Origin of the sequence: Phaeobacter sp. NW0010-22, assembly GCF_040365955.1 — a bacterium.
Classification (GTDB): domain Bacteria; phylum Pseudomonadota; class Alphaproteobacteria; order Rhodobacterales; family Rhodobacteraceae; genus OMPR01.
In genome coordinates this window covers 404212-425483 of sequence record NZ_BAABWT010000001.1, presented here as the reverse complement: position 1 = coordinate 425483, position 21272 = coordinate 404212, and the positions used below count along the sequence as shown (strand labels likewise).

At 58.3% G+C, this 21272-nt stretch carries 19 protein-coding genes; 5 read left to right on the top strand and 14 right to left on the bottom strand.

The genetic code is table 11. The annotated features are described in order from the left end of the window. Nucleotides 1-53: 53 nt before the first annotated feature. From ABWV33_RS01855 to ABWV33_RS01845, 3 genes are all read right to left on the bottom strand, one after another. Nucleotides 54-395, bottom strand: coding sequence for an EF-hand domain-containing protein (locus tag ABWV33_RS01855; RefSeq protein ID WP_353328895.1), 342 nt, complete (start codon nucleotides 393-395; stop codon nucleotides 54-56). An 11-nt stretch (nucleotides 396-406) separates the two neighbouring features. Then, nucleotides 407-640: a hypothetical protein gene (locus tag ABWV33_RS01850; protein WP_113824867.1), complete on the bottom strand. Its 234-nt coding sequence runs from the start codon at nucleotides 638-640 to the stop codon at nucleotides 407-409. Nucleotides 641-837: 197 nt separating this feature from the next. Further along, complete coding sequence (locus tag ABWV33_RS01845) at nucleotides 838-2292, bottom strand: arylsulfatase (protein WP_353328893.1); 1455 nt, start codon at nucleotides 2290-2292, stop codon at nucleotides 838-840. A gap of 406 nt (nucleotides 2293-2698) precedes the next feature. On the opposite strand from ABWV33_RS01845, the gene cobS reads away from it, so the two are divergent. From cobS to ABWV33_RS01820, 5 genes are all read left to right on the top strand, one after another. Beyond that, nucleotides 2699-3685 (top strand): cobaltochelatase subunit CobS, encoded by a 987-nt coding sequence (cobS, locus tag ABWV33_RS01840; RefSeq protein ID WP_113824865.1) that lies wholly within the window; start codon nucleotides 2699-2701, stop codon nucleotides 3683-3685. Between the two features lie 37 nt (nucleotides 3686-3722). Next, nucleotides 3723-4418: an aspartate/glutamate racemase family protein gene (locus tag ABWV33_RS01835; RefSeq protein ID WP_353328890.1), complete on the top strand. Its 696-nt coding sequence runs from the start codon at nucleotides 3723-3725 to the stop codon at nucleotides 4416-4418. Continuing rightward, nucleotides 4415-6292 (top strand): cobaltochelatase subunit CobT, encoded by a 1878-nt coding sequence (gene cobT / locus ABWV33_RS01830; protein ID WP_353328888.1) that lies wholly within the window; start codon nucleotides 4415-4417, stop codon nucleotides 6290-6292. The genes ABWV33_RS01835 and cobT overlap by 4 nt, the downstream gene beginning before the upstream one ends. Nucleotides 6293-6451: 159 nt before the next feature. Beyond that, nucleotides 6452-8242, top strand: coding sequence for an aminopeptidase P family protein (locus ABWV33_RS01825; protein ID WP_353328886.1), 1791 nt, complete (start codon nucleotides 6452-6454; stop codon nucleotides 8240-8242). A gap of 64 nt (nucleotides 8243-8306) precedes the next feature. Beyond that, nucleotides 8307-8651, top strand: a complete 345-nt coding sequence (locus tag ABWV33_RS01820) for a DUF427 domain-containing protein (RefSeq protein ID WP_121999110.1) — start codon at nucleotides 8307-8309, stop codon at nucleotides 8649-8651. Nucleotides 8652-8729: 78 nt separating this feature from the next. On the opposite strand, the gene ABWV33_RS01815 is transcribed toward ABWV33_RS01820, so the two are convergent. The 11 genes from ABWV33_RS01815 to ABWV33_RS01765 form a co-directional block, all read right to left on the bottom strand. Then, nucleotides 8730-10418: a chloride channel protein gene (locus tag ABWV33_RS01815; protein WP_353328884.1), complete on the bottom strand. Its 1689-nt coding sequence runs from the start codon at nucleotides 10416-10418 to the stop codon at nucleotides 8730-8732. Nucleotides 10419-10528: 110 nt separating this feature from the next. Then, entirely contained in the window at nucleotides 10529-12178 is a 1650-nt protein-coding gene (recN, locus tag ABWV33_RS01810; protein ID WP_353328882.1) for a DNA repair protein RecN, read from the bottom strand. 36 nt (nucleotides 12179-12214) lie between these two features. After that, nucleotides 12215-13069: an outer membrane protein assembly factor BamD gene (locus ABWV33_RS01805; RefSeq protein WP_113824858.1), complete on the bottom strand. Its 855-nt coding sequence runs from the start codon at nucleotides 13067-13069 to the stop codon at nucleotides 12215-12217. Nucleotides 13070-13190: 121 nt separating this feature from the next. Beyond that, nucleotides 13191-14111, bottom strand: coding sequence for a UDP-3-O-acyl-N-acetylglucosamine deacetylase (gene lpxC / locus ABWV33_RS01800; protein WP_251134535.1), 921 nt, complete (start codon nucleotides 14109-14111; stop codon nucleotides 13191-13193). A 212-nt stretch (nucleotides 14112-14323) separates the two neighbouring features. Next, nucleotides 14324-15955, bottom strand: a complete 1632-nt coding sequence (gene ftsZ, locus ABWV33_RS01795; protein ID WP_353328879.1) for a cell division protein FtsZ — start codon at nucleotides 15953-15955, stop codon at nucleotides 14324-14326. Nucleotides 15956-16375: 420 nt separating this feature from the next. Continuing rightward, a complete protein-coding gene (gene ftsA, locus ABWV33_RS01790; RefSeq protein WP_113825030.1) occupies nucleotides 16376-17710 on the bottom strand; it encodes a cell division protein FtsA in 1335 nt (444 codons plus the stop codon). A 7-nt stretch (nucleotides 17711-17717) separates the two neighbouring features. Continuing rightward, nucleotides 17718-18737, bottom strand: a complete 1020-nt coding sequence (locus ABWV33_RS01785; RefSeq protein ID WP_502930890.1) for a cell division protein FtsQ/DivIB — start codon at nucleotides 18735-18737, stop codon at nucleotides 17718-17720. Continuing rightward, entirely contained in the window at nucleotides 18725-19645 is a 921-nt protein-coding gene (locus ABWV33_RS01780; protein WP_353328877.1) for a D-alanine--D-alanine ligase, read from the bottom strand. Before ABWV33_RS01780 ends, ABWV33_RS01785 begins: the two co-directional genes overlap by 13 nt. Before the next feature lie 106 nt (nucleotides 19646-19751). Next, the gene (murB, locus tag ABWV33_RS01775) at nucleotides 19752-20675 is read right to left on the bottom strand and encodes a UDP-N-acetylmuramate dehydrogenase (protein WP_502930889.1); all 924 of its coding nucleotides are present in this window, start codon (nucleotides 20673-20675) and stop codon (nucleotides 19752-19754) included. Nucleotides 20676-20753: 78 nt separating this feature from the next. Beyond that, a complete protein-coding gene (locus ABWV33_RS01770; RefSeq protein ID WP_353328875.1) occupies nucleotides 20754-20999 on the bottom strand; it encodes a DUF2484 family protein in 246 nt (81 codons plus the stop codon). Then, nucleotides 20996-21268 (bottom strand): DUF2484 family protein, encoded by a 273-nt coding sequence (locus ABWV33_RS01765; protein WP_353328873.1) that lies wholly within the window; start codon nucleotides 21266-21268, stop codon nucleotides 20996-20998. Before ABWV33_RS01765 ends, ABWV33_RS01770 begins: the two co-directional genes overlap by 4 nt. Nucleotides 21269-21272: the final 4 nt, after the last annotated feature.

Below are 21272 nucleotides of genomic sequence, written 5' to 3'. Positions count from 1 at the left end.
GCCCTTTGTTCGTTTTTCGGTTTCAGGCTGGACGAGATTTGATCCAGTCTTGGTCAGTCAAGCGCGCCGCTGGAATTCTTGTCTGCGTTGGCAAAGTCTTTTTGGATTTGCGCGTCATACTCGATTTTTGAAATGCGGCCATCGGCATTTGCGTCCGTGGCATCAAACAGGTCTTGCGCAAGAAAGCTGTCGACCTCTGAGGCTTCAAGCTGACCGTTCTTGTTGGTGTCCATCCCCCCAAACATAGCATCCATTTGTTCGGTGAACTCGTTGAGGGTGATTTGGCTGTCCCCGTCCCCGTCGAGCAGCAACAGGGCCTCGCCGGGCATGGTTTGAGCTATTGCGCCTGAGGCAAATGCCAAGGCAACGATAGCAGAATATGTAACGCGCTTCATTGTGTGTCCCATTAGCAATTTAACGCTGTGCCAGTCGCAGCGCCCCCTGCAAAAGCGCCAGCCGCTGTGGCGAGTGTTTGTCCGGTTCCACCGCCAAAGCGGTTACCGATCGCTCCACCAAGAACTGCGCCGGTCAAGACGCCGCCGACACAGGCCACTTCGTGTTGCGCGGCCGGGTTATTTGAGCAGGCACCAGTTATGGCGATCAATGCCGCGAGGGATGCCAGTTTTAGTTTTGAATTCACGTGAATCTCCCGTTTTCAGGATCGTTCTTTAGGGCAAGCCAGAGGCGGTACCCTTCTTATGCTTTTAGCTTATCCCTATAGGAGTTGCAGCGGGAACAAATTTTCAGGCTAAAATGCGCCACTTTTCAGTGGACTTGCGCGTTTTCGCGCTGATCTGCAAAGCCACAAGCGCGGCTTTGCAATCTGTGTTCAAAGCATCAGCCGCCCTGATTGCGTTGCAGGTTGGTTAGGACCTGATCAATCGAAAAGCTGGCGGGTTCCTGACGTGGTGGATAGTCGATGAAGGTTTCGAGGAACTTGCCCACAAAGACCTGTGCCGGAACCAGCAGGTACAGGCGTTCGAACCGCCATTGGACGTAGGCTGCGGCCTCTTCCTGCGCACGTTCAAACGGATCGCTGTAAAGATCGATCAGTTTTGGCACCCGCAGCGGAATAAAGGGTTCTTCCCAGACGTCGAAGCCTTCGGCGCGTTGTTCGGCAAAGACCAGTTTCCAGCGGTCATACCGCAGGTTCACCAGATCGCCGCCATCGGAGAAATAGAAGAACTCCTTGCGCGGTCCCTTTTCGGTTTCGCCTTTGAAGTAGGGCATGAAGTCATAACCATCGAGGTGGACACCTTCGTTGCCCTCGCCGAATTGAGACCCGGTGAGCATCTTTTCCTTCATGTCAGGATCGCCAGAGGCGGACATAAAGGTTGGGAACCAATCGAGGTGACTGATGATCTGGTTGGACTTACGCCCCGGTTCGATGACACCAGGCCATTTGATCATCATTGGAACGCGATAGCCGCCTTCCCAATTGTCGTTCTTTTCCCCTTTGAACGGCGTGGTGCCGCCATCGGGCCACGAGAACACCTCGGCTCCGTTGTCGGTGGAATACATCACCACGGTATTGTCGGCGATGCCCAGCTCTTCGAGTTTGTCGAGCATTTCGCCCACCATGCCGTCATGTTCAACCATGCCATCGGGGTAAATGCCCAGACCTGTCACGCCTTCACTTTCGGGTTTCAGGTGTGTGTTGATGTGCATTCGGGTGGTGTTGTACCACAGAAAGAAGGGTTTATCCTGTTCGACCGCACGTCCCATAAAGTCGATGGCGCCTGCGGTGACTTCTTCGTCAATGGTTTCCATCCGCTTGCGCGTCAGGGGTCCGGTGTCTTCGACCGTGCCATCAGATGAGGATTTGATCACGCCGCGCGGACCAAAGTTTTTACGAAACTCGGGGTCTTTGGGATAGTCGACGCTTTCGGGTTCTTCCTCGGCATTCAGGTGGTAGAGATTGCCAAAGAATTCATCAAAGCCATGATTGGTCGGTAGATGCTCATCCCGGTCGCCCAAGTGATTCTTACCGTATTGGCCGGTCATGTAGCCTTTGGATTTCATGTATTCGGCGATGGTCGGGTCTTTCTCAGACATCCCCTCTTTGGCGCCGGGCAGACCCACCTTTAGCAGGCCAGTTCGAAAGCCGCTTTGCCCCGTCACAAAGGAGGCGCGCCCTGCGGTACAGGATTGTTCACCGTAACCGTGGGTGAACAGCATCCCATCGTTGGCGATACGGTCAATGTTGGGGGTTTCATACCCCATCATCCCCTGATTGTAGGCGCTGATGTTCCAGAGCCCGACGTCATCCCCCCAAATAATCAGGTAATTCATCGGTTTGTCCTGGGCCATAGCTGGCACAGCGCAGGCCAGCCCTAACACGCTGGCGAGCATTGTTCGCTTAAAGTATTTCATTTCAGTTATTTCACTCCCTCAAAAATTGAGTTCGAAATCTGGGCCGGTCGTATCGTGCAAAAGCCACGGCCCGGTTCAATGTGATCATTATAACCACGATTGCCGAAACTGATAAAAAAAATCTCATCACTGGCTAAATCCGGTTGGAAATCACCCCGAAAACTGGAATTTTTCACCCCTAAGGTGGTTTCATAAGTCCAGTTTGACCCCTTTTACCGATACAGCCGGTTTGGAACGCCCGGTTCCCCTTGCTCTTGGACAAAAGATGTTGCACCACATGCGGGTTCAGACCCCGCATTTGGGGCAGAGGATAAGGGCGAGAAGCATGGCTGACGGATCGATCGATAGTAACGCAAAACCCACCGAAGAGATCTCGGTCCGTGAGGTGTTTGGCATTGACACAAATATGACCATCAAGGGTTTCGCGGAACGTTCCGACCGTGTGCCTGAGATCGATCATACGTACAAATTTGACGCTGACACCACGATGGCGATCTTGGCGGGTTTCTCGCACAACCGCCGTGTCATGGTGCAGGGCTATCACGGGACGGGTAAGTCGACCCACATCGAACAGGTTGCGGCGCGCCTGAACTGGCCATCGGTTCGTGTGAACCTTGATAGCCACATTTCGCGGATCGACCTGATCGGTAAAGACGCGATCAAACTGCGCGATGGTGTTCAGGTGACCGAATTCCACGAGGGCATCCTACCTTGGGCGCTGCGCAACCCTGTTGCGATCGTGTTTGATGAATATGATGCGGGTCGTGCGGACGTGATGTTCGTGATCCAGCGTGTTCTGGAGCATGACGGCAAGCTGACCCTGATGGATCAGAACGAAATCATCACTCCGAACCCGAATTTCCGTCTGTTTGCCACGGCCAACACCGTTGGTCTGGGCGATACAACCGGTCTGTACCACGGCACCCAGCAGATCAACCAAGCCCAGATGGACCGTTGGTCCCTGGTCGCGACGTTGAACTATCTGAGCCATGACGCGGAAACCATGATCGTTCTGTCCAAGGCACCCCATTACAACACCGCCGAGGGTCGCAAGATCGTTGGCCAGATGGTGACGGTTGCGGATCTGACACGAACCGCGTTCATGAATGGCGATCTGTCGACCGTCATGTCACCCCGGACCGTGATCAACTGGGCGCAAAACGCCGAGATCTTCCGCGATGTGGGCTATGCGTTCCGTCTGTCGTTCCTGAACAAATGTGACGAACTGGAGCGCCAGACCGTTGCTGAGTTCTATCAGCGTTGTTTCGATCAGGAACTGCCTGAAAGTGCTGCAAGCACGAGCATGGGGTGAACTTGACCTCAGCTAAGGTCTCTCAAAGGGGGACGTGATGCATATTGGCCTGATAGGCGGAATTGGTCCCGCAGCAACTGCAGCTTATTATCTCAAGCTGGTTGGTCGCTGTCGTGACGCAGGTGTTCCGCTAGACCTGACCATCGTGAATGCAGACATTCAAACGCTTGCGCACAATGCGCAGGCCGATTGCCGGGATGATCAGGCTGCAATCTATGCAGAGCTCATTGACCGATTGGCAGCAGCCGGAGCAAAGGCCGCTGCCATCACGTCAATCGGGGGTAGTTTTTGCGAAGATGAAACCCGCGCCTTGTCTGCCTTGCCTTTGGTCAGTGCCTTTGGCGCACTCGATGATCATTTTGTGACGCAAGGCATAGGTACGATTGGGATCCTTGGAACTGAAACGGTGATGCGCAGCCATCTGTATGGCCGCATGACCGGAACCAAGACCGTGATACCAGAGGGGCAGATTGCCGAAGTTGGGCAGGCCTATATCGATACGGCTCTTGCGGGGCGGTCTACGGACTCTGCAAGAGGCTTGTTTTTTACCGCAGGGCGCAGAATGATTGAGAAAATGGGAGCGGACGCTGTTGTGCTGGCTGGGACAGACCTTGGCCTGGCATTTGATGGTCAAAGCCCCGGTTTCCCAGTTGTGGACGCCATCGATGTGCATGTCGAACACCTGTTTCTTCTTGCCTCTGACGCCCTGAAAACGCAGGATTTGTCCTTATGAAAAAGCCCAACGACAACCCCGCCGATCCGTTCAAGAAAGCCTTGGCCGAAGCGACCAAGGTTATGGCCAATGATCCCGAGCTGAGCGTCAGCTATACGGTTGATCCCTCGGGGGTTTCTGGCGATTCCATGCGCCTGCCGCAAGTCTCGCGCCGGATGACCCGCGATGAGGTTCTGTTGGCGCGCGGCACGGCCGATGCTTTGGCGTTGCAGCGCAAGTACCACAATGAGGCAACGCACAACCGCTATGCCCCTCCCGGTGACATGGCGCGTGATCTCTACGAAGCGATGGAAACCGCGCGATGTGAGGCGATGGGTGCGCGCGATATGCCCGGTACCGCCAGCAACATTGATGTGAAAATCACCCATGAGGCGCTGCGTCGGGGCTATGATCAGGTCAAACAGCCGTCTGAGGCGCCCTTGCCCGTTGCGGCGGGATATCTGATCCGTCATCTGGCCACCGGGCGGGATCTGCCACGCGGTGCGGATAACGTGATGAACCTGTGGCGTGGATTTATCGAAGAGCAGGCCGGCGGCACGCTGGAAAACCTGCAGGATATTCTGAACGATCAGGCTGAGTTTGCCAAATTCGCCCGTCAGGTCATTGATGATCTGGGCTATGGCGATCAGTTGGGCGAAGACCCGGACGAGCTGGACGAGGATCAGCAGGACGACGCCGAAGACGACGCCGAAGAGCAGCCCGATCCCGACAGCACCGGGGATGATCAGCAAGACGATCAGGACGCGGATGCCAATCCTGAGCAATCGCAGGAAGAGCAGCAGGATCAGCAGCAGGCCCAAGTCTCGATGGATGAGATGGCCGATCAGGAGATGGGCGAAGAGACGGAAATGCCCGAGGGTGAGGCCCCGATGGAGCCCCCTGCCCCAGCGCCTGTGTCTGATGCCGATCCTGAGTATGCGGTTTATCTGGGCGAGCATGACGAAGAGATTGCCGCCGAGGATCTGGCGGAACCTGCGGAACTGGAGCGGCTGCGGGCCTATCTGGATCAGCAGCTGGAGCCGTTGAAGGGCGCGGTGTCGCGTCTGGCCAACAAATTGCAGCGCCGTTTGCAGGCACAGCAGAACCGGTCTTGGGAATTCGATCAGGAAGAAGGTATCCTGGATGCCGGGCGTCTGGCGCGGGTTGTGGCCAACCCAACCACGCCGCTGAGTTTCAAGATCGAGCGCGACACCGAATTCCGCGACACGGTTGTGACGCTGCTGCTGGATAACTCGGGTTCGATGCGGGGCCGTCCGATTTCGATCGCGGCGATCTGTGCCGATGTTCTGGCGCGCACGTTGGAACGGTGCAACGTCAAGGTCGAGATTTTGGGCTTTACCACCCGAGCGTGGAAAGGTGGACAGGCGCGTGAGGCGTGGCTGAACGATGGCCGCCCACAAACGCCGGGCCGTCTGAACGATCTGCGCCACATCATCTACAAACGCGCCGATGCGCCATGGCGTCGAGTACGACCCAATCTGGGCCTGATGATGAAAGAGGGCCTGTTGAAGGAAAACATCGACGGTGAGGCGCTGGAATGGGCGCATCGCCGGATGATTGCGCGCCAAGAGCAGCGTAAGATTCTGATGGTGATTTCGGATGGCGCGCCGGTCGATGACTCCACCCTGTCGGTGAACCCGGCCAACTATCTGGAAAAGCACCTGCGTGATGTGATCGCCATGGTCGAAAAGCGCAAACAGGTAGAGCTGTTGGCGATTGGGATCGGCCACGACGTGACCCGCTATTATGACCGCGCGGTGACGATTACCGATGTGGAACAGCTGGCTGGTGCGATGACCGAGCAGTTGGCGGCCTTGTTCGACAGTGACCCGCGCGCCCGTGCGCGCGTGATGGGGATGCGCAACGTCGGCTGATCTGCGGATCTGTGTTGAGATTTAGAAACGGCTCGCATGTTTGCGGGCCGTTTTTTTGTCGTCCCTGCTTTTGGGATTGCGTGATTATCCGGCTGGACATTTGCCAGCCTGCCGCCCACTTTTCGCCCGACACATCGCATTGAAAAAGACGAGGCCCATATGTTCCAGACATTTGAAGTGACCGCACGCCCGGAACAGGGCCCCCCTCGGTTAGAGGCCCTGCGGGGTGAGTTGATGGCTGAGGGCTTGGACGGGTTCTTGATCCCGCGCGCGGATGCGCATCAGGGGGAATATGTCGCGGCGCATGATGAGCGGCTGAGCTGGTTGACCGGCTTTACCGGGTCGGCTGGGTTTTGCGTGGCGCTGCGGGATATCGCGGGTGTGTTCATCGATGGGCGGTATCGGACGCAGGTCAAGGATCAGGTCGCGGATGTGTACACGCCGGTGCCTTGGCCGGATGTGACGCTGACCGCGTGGTTGAAAAAGCAATTGCCAAAAGGTGGGCGCGTTGGGTTTGACCCGTGGCTGCACAGCGCAGGGCAGATCAAGGCGGCGCGGGCAGATCTGGACGGAACCGGGATTGAGCTGGTGGACTGCGCCAATCTGGTGGATCGGATTTGGGCGGATCAACCTGCGCCACCGATGGAGCCTGCCAAGGCGCATCCACTTGAATTCGCAGGGGAAAGTGCCGCTGAAAAATGCACCCGCTTGGGTCGGGATCTGCGCAAGGCGGGGCATGCTGCTGCCGTGATCACCCTGCCGGATTCGATCATGTGGCTGTTGAACATTCGCGGTGCAGATATTCCGCGCAATCCCGTGGCGCATGGGTTTGCGATCCTGCATGCGGATGGGCAGGTTGATTTGTTTATGGCCCCTTCGAAACTAGAGGGGTTGGGCGATCATTTGGGCGCAGGTGTGCGTGTGCATACGCCAGATCAGTTCTTGGGCGCGGTTGAGGCGCTTGAGGGCAGTGTACGCGTTGATATGGGCACGCTGCCAGACATCGTCGCAACCAAGCTGAGCGGGCAAATTGACGACGCAGGCGATCCCTGTGCCCTGCCCAAAGCGCGCAAGAACGCCGCCGAGATTGCAGGCTCAGCCGAGGCGCATCTGCGCGATGGGGCGGCGCTGGTCGAGGTGCTGGCGTGGCTGGATCAACAGCCCCCCGGCAGCATCAGTGAGACACAGGTCGTGTCGCATCTGGAGGCCTGTCGTCGGGTCGATAATGCCTTGCAGGACATCAGCTTTGAGACCATTGCCGGGACCGGACCCAATGGCGCAATCATGCATTACCGCGTGACCGAGGAAACCGACAGCACCTTGCAGGATGGGCATTTGTTGGTGCTGGACAGTGGCGGCCAATATCTGGACGGCACAACGGATGTGACGCGCACAGTGGCCATTGGCACCGTGGGAGGGGCGGAAAAGCGGGCCTTTACCCGGGTTCTGAAAGGCATGATTTCCCTGTCGATGCTGCAGTGGCCCGTCGGGCTGGCAGGGCGGGATATCGAATGCATCGCGCGTGCGCCGCTGTGGGCTGCGGGGCAGGATTTCAACCACGGGGTTGGTCATGGTGTGGGTGCCTATCTGAGCGTACACGAGGGTCCGCAACGGTTGGCGCGCACCAGTCATGTGCCGATAGAGCCGGGCATGATTTTGTCAAACGAACCGGGGTATTACCGTGAAGGGGCGTTTGGGATTCGCATCGAAAACCTTGTTGTGGCGCAAGAGGCCCTGGCCTTGGCCGAAGCAGACCCGGAGCGCGCCATGCTGAACTGGAAAACACTGACCTTTGCACCCATTGACCGCCGGCTCATCGTCGTAGATACATTGACCTTCTCGGAGCGCAGCTGGCTGAATGACTATCATCGTCAGGTTGCGGAACACATCGGACCACGGGTCGGCAGCGCCACACGCATGTGGTTGGATGCCGCAACTGCTCCGATTTGACACCGGGGTGTTACATGACGGGGCGACAAGACAGCCCACGCGAATTGTTGGGGAAGGAATCTAAATGACTGATCACATCAAGATCTACAAAGCAGATGGCAAATGGGCTGTTCGTTCAGGCGGCGCAATTTTGGGCGAAAGCTCGAACGCGCTGGAACTGCATGAAGGCGATCTTGAACCGGTGGTATATTTCCCGCGCGCTGACATCGCGATGGCCTTTTTGGATCAGTCCGACAAGACCAGCCATTGTCGACACAAGGGCGATGCCACCTATTTTTCAATCGTGAACATGTCGTCCGTCACCAAAGACGCGGTATGGAGCTATGAAAACCCGATTGACGCTGTGGCTGAAATCAAGGGCTACCTTGCCTTTGTCACGGGTGACACGGTCAAGGTTGAGCGTCTGTAAGTCACGCCCACATTATTGAGACGTTGCAAAAGGCCCCGATGGGGCCTTTTCTTTTGGCACTCAGACATAGCGGGGGGGTTACGAGTGCTCTTCGGCGGCGGTCGCGGCGAGGGCGCGGTTATAGGCCTTGAGCGCGTCAATGTGATAGAGAACCCCCACAATCCGTTTGATCGCCCCCTCTTCGTCATGAACCACCACAGGAATGTAGGGAATATCGGCGCGGTCGAAATAGGGCATCGCCGCTTCGAGCGTGGAATTGGCTTCGACGCAGAGACCCTGATCAATGAGGCTTTCGCAATCCTGCAACGAGGCGCACCGGGGGTCTTTTAGATCCCGCATCACGGATGAGGCGCGCAACATCGCCAAGAGATAGGCCTGTGGACCCGCGGCCAGATGGATGCCCCGGCGTTCGAGCTGTGTCAGGAAGAACGAGCGATCCACCAGACGTGAAGCAAGCGCGGTGGACATGGACACCGACACCATGACCGCAAGCCCGATTTGCCAATCGCCGGTCAGTTCAAACACGATCAGCGTGGTTGAAATAGGCGCGCCCAGCACGGCGGCGGCCACGGCCCCCATTCCGGCGTAGGCATAGAGCGCATGGGTGCCGGACACATCCGGCAGGACACTGGTGGCAATCAGACCAAAGGCCAGCCCGGACAGCGCCCCAACCATCAAGGCAGGCGAGAACACCCCGCCCCCCATGCGCCCGCCAAAGGTGATGGCGACGGCGATGGTTTTGAGAACGGCAAAGACGATAGCGTTGTGCAGGGCGATCTCGCCACTCAGCGCAAGCGCCGTGGTTTCATAGCCGACCCCGATGATGTGGGGAAACCAGATTGCGACGGCGCCCAGCATGACCCCGGAGATCGCAGGGCGCAGCCAGCGGGGCAGCGAAAAGCGATCCATAAAGTGGTTGCCGATGTCCTCGGCCCAGAAGATGGAGCGCATCAGCACGACGGCAATGACACCGCAGACAAGACCCAGCATCAGGAATGCAGGCAATTCGACGTAGAATTGCAGTGATCCCGGCGTGTCCAGCGAGAATTCGGCGACATCCCCGTGGTGCAGGCGGTTGATGACCGTCCCGGCCACGGCAGCGATCACGATCGGGGCAAAGGCGTGCACGGCAAAGTGGCGCAACACAACCTCGAGCGCGAAGAGCGCGCCCGCGATTGGGGCGTTGAAGCTGGCGGAGACGGCGGCGGCGACTGCACACCCCAACAGATCGCGCCCGGTGATGCCATCGGCATGAATGCGATTGCTGACCCATGTGGACACCACACCGGCCAGATGCACAACCGGACCTTCGCGGCCCGACGAGCCGCCAGAGCTGAGCGTGATCAGCGAGGCAAACATCGACGCGATCCCGGCTTTGACCTCGACCCGGCCATCGTTAAGTGCCGCGCCTTCGATCACGTCAGCCGGGGCCCGGACGCGTGCGTCATCGGTGAAGTTGTGCAAGATCACCCCGACCAGCAGACCGCCCAGCGTGGGAATGATCAGGATCCAATACCACGGCAACTGTTCAGCGAAACTGTGGATGAACTGAACGTCTTCGGTGCCATAGAGCGTGGATTGCAGCGCGTTGATGCCCATCCGAAAGAACAGCGCGGCAAAGCCCGCAGCAACGCCAATCAGCAACGCGATGAACCAGAATTGGATCTGGCTGGGGCCGCGATGACGCAATATGCGCCAGCCGTCCTTGCACGCCGCAATGGCTTGGCCAAGTTGTTGGGACAGGACGGAACGTGTTGATTGGGTCATTTCGAGCTCGAAGTCGCTTAATTCTGTGTAAGCGAGGCCATGCCAACAAAAAAGTGGGTTTGTGGAAAAGAACGTGTACTCACTAAGAAGTGCGCTGTTTGAGCCGAAATTTACGCCTTGAGCAGCGACCGGGCGGCGGCGCGGGCCTCTTTAGTGATGGTATCGCCTGCAACCATGCGCGCGATTTCATCGACACGTTCGGTTTTGGACAAGGGCACCACCGTCGACAGGGTTATGCCGTCTTCGACCTGTTTTTGAACCCGCCAGTGGTGCGCGCCTTGGGCGGCAACCTGCGGCGAGTGGGTCACGACCAGCACCTGCCCGCCATCCGCCAGCGCGGCCAGTCTGCGGCCAACCGCATCCGCCGTAGCGCCCCCGACCCCACGGTCGATTTCGTCAAAGATCATGGTGTGATCGCTGTCGTCCCCGGTCAAACAGACCTTGAGCGCCAAGAGAAAGCGGCTGAGTTCCCCCCCAGAAGCGATTTTGTTCAACGGCCCTGCCGGAGCGCCGGGGTTGGTGGCAACGGTAAAGGCCACAACATCGCGCCCTTCGGGACCAGCGTCACCGGGGGTGATCTGCGTCTCAAACACAGCGCGTTCCATTTTCAACGGGGCAAGTTCAGCCATCACGGCCTGATCCAACTGGCCAGCGGATTGGTACCGGGTGTCTGTCAGGCGTTGGGCGCAGGTGTCATAGTGGGCTTCGGCAGCCGATAGGGCCGCCATTTGATCGGCCAAATTCACATCGCCTGCATCCAGCGCGTTCAGTTTGACGCGCAGCCCTTCGGCAAAGCCGCCCAATTCATCCGCCAGCACATCGTATTTGCGGGCCAAGGCGCGAATGGCAAACAGGCGTTCTTCGACCATCTCAAGTTCGGCTGGATTAAACTCTAACGCGTTCAGGCAGTGTTCAACGCCGCCTTGCGCTTCGCCCAGTTCTAGCATCGCTCGTCCAAGCGCCATAATTGGTGCTTCGAGCTGGCCGGCCGCCTCGGCAGAGACGCCTTCGAGCCAGCGCAGCGCATCGCCCATGGCACCTTCGGCCCCGTCCCCACCCAGCAGGTGAAAGGCGCGGACCACATCATCGCGGATCTTTTCAGCGCCCTGCATCGTGCGACGGCGCATATCCAATTCTTCGTCTTCGCCGGGCTGCGGGTCGAGTTGATCCAACTCGGCCACGGCGTGGCGCAGGAACTCTTCTTCGGCGCGCACCGCATCAAGGGCGGCTTTGGTCTGGTCTACGGTTTTGCGGGCTTTGCCCATGGCAACCCACGCCTGACGCACCTCGGCCAACTGCCCCTCGACGGACGCAAATTCATCCAGCATGGCGCGGTGGCCACGGGGGTTTAGCAAACCGCGATCATCGTGTTGGCCGTGCAGTTCAATCAAGGTTTCGGACAGGGCACGCAGCACTTCGCCGGAACAGCGTCGATCATTCACCCATGCGGTTTTGCGGCCCTCGGCAGTGTTGACACGTCGCAGGATCAATTCCTCGCCACCGGGCAAACCAGCCTCGGACAGGATGTCGTGGGCGGGATGCCCCTCGGGCAGGTCAAATTCGGCGACGACTTCACCCTGGGCAGCGCCGGTTCGAACCAGTTCGGCCCGGCCCCGCCAGCCCAGAACAAACCCCAGACTGTCGAGCAAAATGGATTTACCTGCGCCCGTTTCGCCTGTCAGCACGTTCAGACCCGGCTGGAAGGTGAGTTCCAGCCGATCAATGATGAGCATGTCGCGAATATCAAGTGCACGCAGCATGAAATGCCTCAAGCCTTTCGGGGGACACCCGGCGCCTTACAGCCACTGGCCTTTGACCGACTGACGATAAATCTGGCTGAGCCAATTGTTACCGCGGTCTCTCATTTTCAGACCCTGCGCTGTCAACAGTTTGTAGGCATCCCCGTACCATTCCGAAGACTGGTAGTTGTAGCCAAGAATAGCGCCGGCGGTCTGCGCCTCGTTCACCAAGCCCAGAGACAGGTACCCTTCGACCAAGCGATACAGCGCTTCGGGCGTGTGCGAGGTGGTTTGGAAATCTTCGACAACCACACGGAACCGGTTGATGGCGGCGGTATAGTGCTGCTTGCGCAGATAATAACGGCCGATTTCCATTTCCTTGCCTGCCAGATGGTCAAAGGCGAGGTCAAACTTCAGGATCGCGGATGTCGCATATTCGCTGTCGGGATAGACCTCGATCACGGTGCGCAGGGATTGCAGCGCCTGAAAGGTCAGACCCTGATCGCGGCCGACTTCGTCAATCTGGTCATAGTAGCTGAGGGCCAGCAGATACTGCGCATAAGCGGCATCTTCGTCAGCGGGATAGAAATCGATAAAGCGCTGCGCGGCGGCGCGGCTTTCGGGATAGTCCTTGCCGCTGTGGCTGGCAAAGGCCTGCATGATCAGTGCCCGCTTGGCCCAATTGGAATAGGGATACAGACGCTCGATCTCGGAGAAGTAGTATACGGCATCTTTGGTCCGTGTCTGCGACAGTTCAAATTCGCCACGCTCAAAGATTTGCTCAGCTGTGAACCCTTCGAGGTTCTGGCTTCGATCTGCGCTGCCTCTGAATCCGCCACCGTCACAAGCCGCGAGAAATGCGGAAAGAGTGATTGCGCAAACCAGTTTGACGCCTGCCCTGCTGCTGATCATACGCCCATCCTTGTCGTCTTACCTTTTGGGGGACATTGCCCCCGGATTGGGCTTTGGTCTAGCACATTAATTTCTGCTGCAAAACGCCTTAAAAGCCGCTGCGGTCATTAAGGCGCAAGGATCAGGCTACGTGAGGGATTTCGGCCCAGACCAAACCTTGGCCCGGCATCCGTGCGGCCATGTCTGGGGTACATTCCACAGGGCGCACCGCGCCGGGTGTTTCAAACAGAGCGCGCAGCAAAGTATTGGTCAGGGAATGTCCGGCCCGTTCGCCGACATAGCGCCCCAACAAGGGACCCCCGGCCAGTGCCAAATCGCCCAATGCATCCAACATCTTATGGCGAACCGCCTCGTCCGAGTGACGCAGGCCACCGGGGCTGAGGACCTCTCCGTCGTCGACGACAACAGCGTTTTCAAAGGTTCCGCCAAGCGCAAGACCCTGGGCGCGCATCGCGTCCACATCCGACAAATTACAGAACGTGCGGCTGTCGCTGAGTTCACGTGCGAAGCTGCCGTTGCGCATATCAAGACGCTTGGCCTGTGTGCCAATAGCTGCATCGGTAAAGGAGATGTGAAATTCGATCTCGAACTGATCCGCAGGCAACAGGGTTGCACGTGCGCCGTCTTTTTCAACGGTGACGGGCTTTAGCACCTGATAGGCCAGAATCGGAGCCGCCTGAGTGCGCACGCCGTGTTTCATGATTCCGCGCAAGAACGGAACCGAGGAGCCGTCCATAATCGGCACTTCGGGGCCGCTGATTTCGATCAATGCGTTGTGAACGCCGCATCCTGCAAGGGCTGCCATGATGTGTTCAACGGTCGAAACCGAAACACCTGAGTCATTCACCAGTCGGGTGCACAGAGGCGAGCGTTCTACCAAATGGTAGAGCGCCGGGATCATTGCGCCGCGTCCATCGATGTCTGTTCGTTTGAACCAGATTCCGTGACCTGCCGAAGCGGGACGCAAAATCATTTTCACAGGGCGGCCGCTGTGCAGACCAACCCCAACGAAGGTAACCGATGTTTTGAGCGTATTTTGCAATGGGTGCCTCGTGAGACAATTTTCGACCTCTGTGAGCCGCGTTGATACTGAGTTAAGGGGTCGGTTCGTTACGCTCAACTCAATCTTTGTAACGGAATGAAACATGAATGAAACAACTCGGCAAAACTTCGCTCAGGAATTGTTAACGCGCTGTAATACAAACGAAAAAGGCCACCCGAAGGTGGCCCCTTTAATCAATAATGTGACCGCTATCAGTTTGCTTGGCGACGCAGGAAGGCAGGAATTTCGATGCGATCCTGCTCTGGGTCGTTTTCCTCGTACTGAGGTGCCGTTGCGTCAGCCTGGCGCATCATCGGTTGATGACGTGCGGGGGCTGCCGCTGGCGCAGGCGTATCTGCGGCGTGGCCGGTCATGCGATCGATCAAGCGGTTGAATCCGGAGCGCGAAGGCTTGCCATGTGCATCGACTTGCGTCTGATGTCCCTGCTGCGGAGCAGAGGGTACTTTTTGCACGGCGGCCTGAAGACGCTGAGCGGCTTCGGGGGAAACGGTGCCAGGTGCGGGGGCGCGCGGTGCGACGAATGTCTCGACCTCGGGCTCCATCATCTGTTGCTGCTGCGGCTCGGGTGTAAACTGCTGCGGCTGATATGCTGGCATTGGCAGACCGTCATCCCCCATGGGTTCCTGATCGACAGGTTCAAAGATGTCTTCGCCCAGATCCTGCGCGGCGACTTCTTCGACTTCCATGCCAGCAAACAGGCTGGGTTCTTCGGCCACTTCGGCTGTCTGTACCATCGCGGGCTGCTCAAGTGTCAGCGGTGCTGCGGTAGGTGTGGGCTGAACTTCTTCGGCTGCAACCTTCTGCTTGAGCGGAGCGGACATCGGGCGACGCGGGGCTGGCATATCGCCAACCATTTCCGAGGCTTCGATACCGGTGGCAACAACGCTGACGCGCATCATGCCTTCCATATTGGTATCCAATGTCGAACCAACGATGATGTTCGCCTCTGGGTCGACTTCCTCGCGGATGCGGTTGGCCGCTTCGTCCAGTTCGAACAATGTCAGATCGTGCGAGCCGGTGATGTTGATCAGAACACCACGTGCGCCGCTGAGGCTGATTTCGTCCAGCAGCGGGTTGGCAATCGCCTTTTCGGCGGCCTGTGTGGCGCGATCTTCGCCTTCGCCTTCGCCGGTGCCCATCATCGCTTTGCCCATCTCGTCCATGACGGAGCGGACATCGGCAAAGTCGAGGTTGATCAGGCCGGGACGGACCATCAGATCGGTCACACCTTTGACGCCCTGATACAGAACATCATCGGCCATGGAGAAGGCTTCGGTGAAGGTGGTTTTTTCGTTCGCCAGTCGGAACAGGTTCTGGTTGGGGATGATGATCAGCGTGTCGACGACCTTTTGCAGGGCATCAACCCCGTCTTCGGCCTGACGCATCCGCTTGGCACCTTCGAACTGGAAGGGCTTGGTGACAACACCAACAGTCAGAACGCCCAACTCACGCGCCGCTTGCGCGATGATGGGGGCAGCGCCAGTTCCGGTGCCACCGCCCATACCAGCGGTGATGAAGCACATGTGCGCCCCCGCCAGATGGTCAACGATCTGTTCAATGCTTTCTTCGGCGGCTGCGGCCCCGACGGAGGCACGCGCGCCGGCGCCCAATCCTTCGGTGACTTTTACACCAAGCTGCACCCGGCTGTCCGAGCGGCTTTGCTGCAGCGCCTGTGCGTCTGTGTTGGCCACGACGAAATCAACGCCGTCCAACTCTTTCTCAATCATATTGTTGACGGCATTACCGCCAGCCCCGCCGACCCCAAACACGGTAATCCGAGGTTTCAAGTCGTCCTGTCCGGGCATCGAAAGGTTCAATGTCATGCTCTGTCCGCCTGTTTTAGCGCCTGCACGGCGCGTGTTTTTATTACCTATCCACAGATATCTTACCGTTCACAGCGTCAAACGTCACGCCAAAAACGCAAAAACGCCACAAAATATGGAAGTTTTCTATCCCGATCTGCGGGATTTCGCCGGTCTGCGCAGATCTAGCGGAAGTTCAGGCGGCAGACACAACACACGCCAACACCCCGATGGAAACACCGGGTGATTTTCTTAACTTTCGCTTTGGGGACCTGCTCGGCCCGAATGGCACCTCTTTGACGAGTGCCTGTTGCAATAACCTTATCACGTCACAAAACGACTGTCACCACAGGACCGCGCAATTGACGCTCTTTATTTTGGGATAATACATCCAAAGCGCGAGTCATCTTCTGCCCGCGCCTGTTTTGGTGTTGAACCGGTTTACCAGTTGTCGCGGAACCATTTGACGGCGCGCTTGAGCGACCGGGCCGGGTATCTGTCGACCGGGATTTCAAAATCCCACCATTCATCCTGCGGATGCGCTGCAAACAAACTGAGGCCAACAGCGCTGGAAAAACCGGGGCCCGTTGCCGATTGCGGCAGGCCGTGGACGCGCAAGGGGCGGCCCAGTCGGACACGTTGCCCCAGAATGCGGCTTGCGAGCCCGTCCAGCCCCATGATTTGACTGCCGCCACCGGTCAGAACGATTTGCTGACTGGGGAGGTGTTCAAATCCAGCGGCATCCAGACGCGCGCGGACCTCTTCGAGGATTTCTTCGACCCGGGGACGCATGATGCCGATCAGCTCTGCCCGGCTTACCGTGCGCCGGTCATGTTCCCAATCACCTGTGTCGCCGCCAATGTCGATCATATCGCGATCATCGGCACCAGTGGCATGCACCCCACCGCAAAAGGTTTTGATCCGTTCCGCATTGGCCATCGGCACGCCCAGACCCATCGAAATATCGCTGGTGACGTGATCGCCGCCCATGCGCACGCTGTCCGCATAGATCATGTGTTTCTTCATGAAAATCGATACTGATGTCGATCCGCCACCCATATCAATGCAGGCCGCGCCCAGTTCCTGTTCATCTTCGACCAAGGCGGAAATGCCCGACACATAAGCCGACGAGGCAATGCCCGCCAATTCCAGATCACAGCGTTTGATGCAGTGGATCAGGTTTTGGATCGATGCGCCATCGACGGTCAGCATGTGCATGTCCACCGACAGAGATTGGCCGAGCTGACCGCGTGGATCAATCAGGCCCGAACGGTTATCGAGCGCAAAGTTCACCGGCTGGGCGTGCAGAACCTCGCGCCCTGCCCCGTATTCAGGCACATCGCAGGCATTCAGCACGCGGCCGATTTCGGCCTCGGTCACGACCTGCGTTTCCAATTCGACCTCGGCATCGAGGCCATACGAGCGCGGATTGGCGCCAGAAAAACACGCGATCACGTGGTCAACACGGATTTCGGCCATTTTCTGCGCTGCCTGCAGGGCCGTGCGGATGGCGCGTTCGGTTTCCTGCATCGCAGTGACTTCGCCAAATTGCACGCCGCGCGAGCGGGTGGTGGCTGCGCCGATCACCCGAAACCCGGTCTGCCCGGCCATGGAACCAATCGAGTTGTCTTCGCTGAGGCGCGAGGTGCCATCAAAGCGCAAAACAAGGCAGGCAATCTTGGAACTGCCCACATCCAGAATAGCCACAACACCGCGCTGCATCGCCTGTTGACGCATCTGCCGCATGGCACGCTGAGACTGATAGAGATCCGTCATCATATCGTTACTGCCCAACCCCACCTGTTTTTCTGATCCGCCACCATTCCTCGACGGCGTTTTCGGTCATTCTAATCGTTGGTCGTGCGCCGATCCGCATGTCGACGACAGCAACGTCACGATCCAGCAAGTCCTGCACTTCGCTGACGGCCAGCACGCGTTCCAGTGCCTGTACTGCACGGTCGGTGGGCAGCATAATGCGTTGGCCTCGGTCCAGGACCACATCCCACCGCCGGTTTCCCATCCGCTGCAATCCGCGCAGACGCTTGCCCAACGGCTGCGACGCGCGCAGCAGGGCCAGCGCCTCTTCGACTGCTTCGTCAGCGCCACCGCCAACAATCAAGGGCAGATCAGCGCGCGACGCGCGCGTCGGTATATCATCGACATGAGCGCCGGTGTGATCCAGAATTTCGATCCCATCACGAGTTCGCCACACAACGACGGGTTGGCGTTCAATCACATCGACCTGCAAAATCCCGCCGGGACGAACGCGTACCGCAGCCGTTTTGACCGGCGCGAGACCGGTGATGACATCGCGGATCTGTTCGACGTCCAGATCAAAAGAGCTGACGGGGAAATCCAATGGCACAACTTCGCGGATGTCTTCGGCCAGGTTCTGCCCTGCCCCGTCGATGGCCATGAGGTTGACCATGAATTCGGGGCGTTCTTGAATAGAGGCGCGGATATCACCCACAAAGGCATCCAGTGCATCGCGGCGTTTTTCGCTGGCGAGAAAGCCGCTGCCGATTGCAAAGACCAGACAAAAGGGAATGCCGATGCGCAATCCAAGGCGAATGCCCGGTGTCAGCATCCAGCGCTGCACGCGATAGCTTAGCCGCGAGGGAGCCGGGTCAGAGCGCTTGCCGGGGGTCTTGGCCAAACCACCTGCATTCAAACGAAAACGCGCGCGGCTTTCGTCAGTGGCGTTGGCTTTTTCACCGCTTTCAAATTCTGCGTCTGTCTTTGCGAGGTCGCGGGACCCAAAAAACCCACGCGGAACTAGGCTAAACCGTTTCAACGATGGCACGAGGCGTCCTCCACCATCCAGGCGCACAACTGGCCGAATGTCATGCCAAGCTCACTGGCCTGTTCAGGCACCAGCGAGGTTGGGGTCATGCCGGGTTGTGTGTTTGTTTCAAGCAGATACAGACCAGCCGCGCCGCGGGCTTCATCCCAGCGGAAATCGGTCCGGCTGGCACCGCGACATCCCAGCACCTGATGCGCGCGCAGGGCGTAATCAAGGCAGAGATCAAAGATATCCTGCGGGATGTTGGCAGGGATTTCGTGACGCGATCCGCCGGGGGCATATTTTGCCTCGTAGTCATACCAGCCGTCTACGAAAATTTCGGTCACGGACACGGGCTTGTCGCCCACCACCGTGGTGGTCAGCTCGCGGCCCGGCACATAGGTTTCCACCATGACTTCGGCGGGCATATGCGGTTCCAGCTTGGGCGGGCCATTGGCGGCCTCGTGTACGATATAGATCCCGACCGAGGACCCTTCGCTGTTTGGTTTCACCACATAGGGTGGGTCCAGAACATGGCTTTCTTCGACCAGATGTTTTTCGACAATGACGCTGTCGGCAACCGGCAGGCCCGCGGCACGAAACGCTTCTTTAGAGCGCTGTTTGTCCATCGCCAGCGCCGAGGCCAAAACACCTGAATGGGTATAGGGCAGGCCCAGCCATTCCAGCATGCCCTGCACACAGCCGTCTTCACCCCAACGGCCATGCAGCGCGTTGAACACAACGTCCGGTTTGATTTCCTGTAGTCGGGCATAAAGATCTGGTCCAGCATCCAGCTCGACCACTTCAAACCCTTCTCCCCGCAAAGCGGCTGCGCATTCACGCCCACTGGACAGTGACACCTCGCGTTCAGCAGAGGGTCCGCCCATTAATACCGCCACTTTTGGGGGTGTCTCGCTCGACTGACCCACGACAAGTGCCTCAATGTCCCCGGGCCTTATTTTGCTGGCCCGTCTGGTTTATTTTCCCTCTTACCGCGCCCTGAAATCGTGCCTGTCGGGTCTGGCGGTTGGGGTATTATTTGATTTGCGGATCACCGACCCGCATGATTTCCCACTGTAGCTTGATCCCGCTGGAATCGTAAACCTTTTTTCGCACCTCTTCGCCGAGCTGTTCCAGATCTGCAGCAGTCGCATCCCCGGTATTGATCATGAAGTTGGAGTGCTTTTCGCTCATCTGCGCCCCGCCTTTGCGTGCGCCGCGCAGGCCAGCGTCGTCGATTACCTTCCACGCTTTCAGATCGTGCACGTCATCCGCGTGTCCGGTTGACGAGAACCCGGCCGGGTTGCGGAACGTTGATCCGGCGCTGCGGTCCTTAGTCGGCTGGGTGTCATTTCGCTTTTGCAGCTGCGCCTCCATCCGGGTGTGCAGCGCTTGCGGATCACCTGCTGGGGCTTTGAACGTGGCCGAGACCAAGACCGCGCCATCGGGAAACTCAGTTTGACGATACTGGAAGGACAGGTCGTCGGGGCCGAGGGTGTGCAGCGCGCCGTCGCGTGTGACGATTGTCGCTTTCTGGAACACATCAGCGGTGTAGAGCCCATAGCACCCTGCATTCATCCGCACCGCCCCCCCAATCGAGCCGGGGATTGTGCGCAGGAATGTCAGGTCAAGACCCGCGTCTGCGGCTTTGCGTGCCACATGCGCATCCAGCGCCGCCGCGCCAGCGGTGACGGTATCGCCCTCCACTTCGATCCCGTTGAACCCACGGCCCAATCGGATCACCACCGCACGTAACCCGCCATCGCGCACGATCAGGTTAGAGCCGACGCCCATGGGAAACACATCGATCTCGGGCGATAGCTGGCGCAGGAAAGCTTGCAAGTCTTCGACATCTGCAGGTTGGAACAGAAAATCCGCCGGACCCCCTACGCGCATCCAAGTCAGGTCTGACAAGTCCCGGTTCGGGGTCAGTTTTCCGCGCACCTCTGGCAGATTCATCAGTTTTTTCTCCGCTTGCCGAGCCTATTGTGTGCCCGGAAACCATAATTCACCTAACGGATCAAGCGTCGCCCGCCGTCACAAGAACCGCTTGCGCAGCCATCGACCCAGATAAATCACCGGCCAACGTAAAATCCACATGCCCGCGAGCAACACCACAAGACCAACCCACGGCCCGTTTTCGTAGATGACATAGCCCACCAAAGGGATGCCAATCGCGATCAGAACATAGGCGCGTCGCCAGTGATTGTCTTTGCTGGGCGTCATTGCCAAGACATTGGCCACCACAGCCCAAACACAAGCAAGGATCAGCGAGAGGGTCACAGGTCGGCCTCGTCCCCAGCAAATTCCGGTGTTCCCCGGCCCGTCCATTTGCGCGCATAATAGCGCAGTGGATTGCGGAACATCGACACAAAGGCAACAAACGCGCCGAGCCCGACAACCCATCCGAATTGATAGCCCAGCATCCCGATCAGGACCGGGGCCAGCGCCAACAGGATACTGCCCGGCAGAAATTGGTGCCGCATCGGCAGCATTGCCACACAGGTTGCAGCCAAAACCCACAAGGAAGCCAGGAGGATGGCCAGATTCATCGTC

What these genes read in the sequence shown, in the direction of transcription:
- ABWV33_RS01835 (WP_353328890.1), top strand. Translation starts at nt 3,723, where the DNA reads ATGCATATTGGCCTGATAGGCGGAATTGGTCCCGCAGCAACTGCAGCT.
- ABWV33_RS01855 (WP_353328895.1), bottom strand. Translation starts at nt 395, where the DNA reads ATGAAGCGCGTTACATATTCTGCTATCGTTGCCTTGGCATTTGCCTCA.
- ABWV33_RS01815 (WP_353328884.1), bottom strand. Translation starts at nt 10,418, where the DNA reads ATGACCCAATCAACACGTTCCGTCCTGTCCCAACAACTTGGCCAAGCC.
- cobS (WP_113824865.1), top strand. Translation starts at nt 2,699, where the DNA reads ATGGCTGACGGATCGATCGATAGTAACGCAAAACCCACCGAAGAGATC.
- ABWV33_RS01825 (WP_353328886.1), top strand. Translation starts at nt 6,452, where the DNA reads ATGTTCCAGACATTTGAAGTGACCGCACGCCCGGAACAGGGCCCCCCT.
- ftsA (WP_113825030.1), bottom strand. Translation starts at nt 17,710, where the DNA reads ATGACGGATCTCTATCAGTCTCAGCGTGCCATGCGGCAGATGCGTCAA.
- ftsZ (WP_353328879.1), bottom strand. Translation starts at nt 15,955, where the DNA reads ATGACATTGAACCTTTCGATGCCCGGACAGGACGACTTGAAACCTCGG.
- recN (WP_353328882.1), bottom strand. Translation starts at nt 12,178, where the DNA reads ATGCTGCGTGCACTTGATATTCGCGACATGCTCATCATTGATCGGCTG.
- ABWV33_RS01765 (WP_353328873.1), bottom strand. Translation starts at nt 21,268, where the DNA reads ATGAATCTGGCCATCCTCCTGGCTTCCTTGTGGGTTTTGGCTGCAACC.
- ABWV33_RS01805 (WP_113824858.1), bottom strand. Translation starts at nt 13,069, where the DNA reads ATGATCAGCAGCAGGGCAGGCGTCAAACTGGTTTGCGCAATCACTCTT.
- cobT (WP_353328888.1), top strand. Translation starts at nt 4,415, where the DNA reads ATGAAAAAGCCCAACGACAACCCCGCCGATCCGTTCAAGAAAGCCTTG.
- murB (WP_502930889.1), bottom strand. Translation starts at nt 20,675, where the DNA reads ATGAATCTGCCAGAGGTGCGCGGAAAACTGACCCCGAACCGGGACTTG.
- ABWV33_RS01820 (WP_121999110.1), top strand. Translation starts at nt 8,307, where the DNA reads ATGACTGATCACATCAAGATCTACAAAGCAGATGGCAAATGGGCTGTT.
- ABWV33_RS01845 (WP_353328893.1), bottom strand. Translation starts at nt 2,292, where the DNA reads ATGAATTACCTGATTATTTGGGGGGATGACGTCGGGCTCTGGAACATC.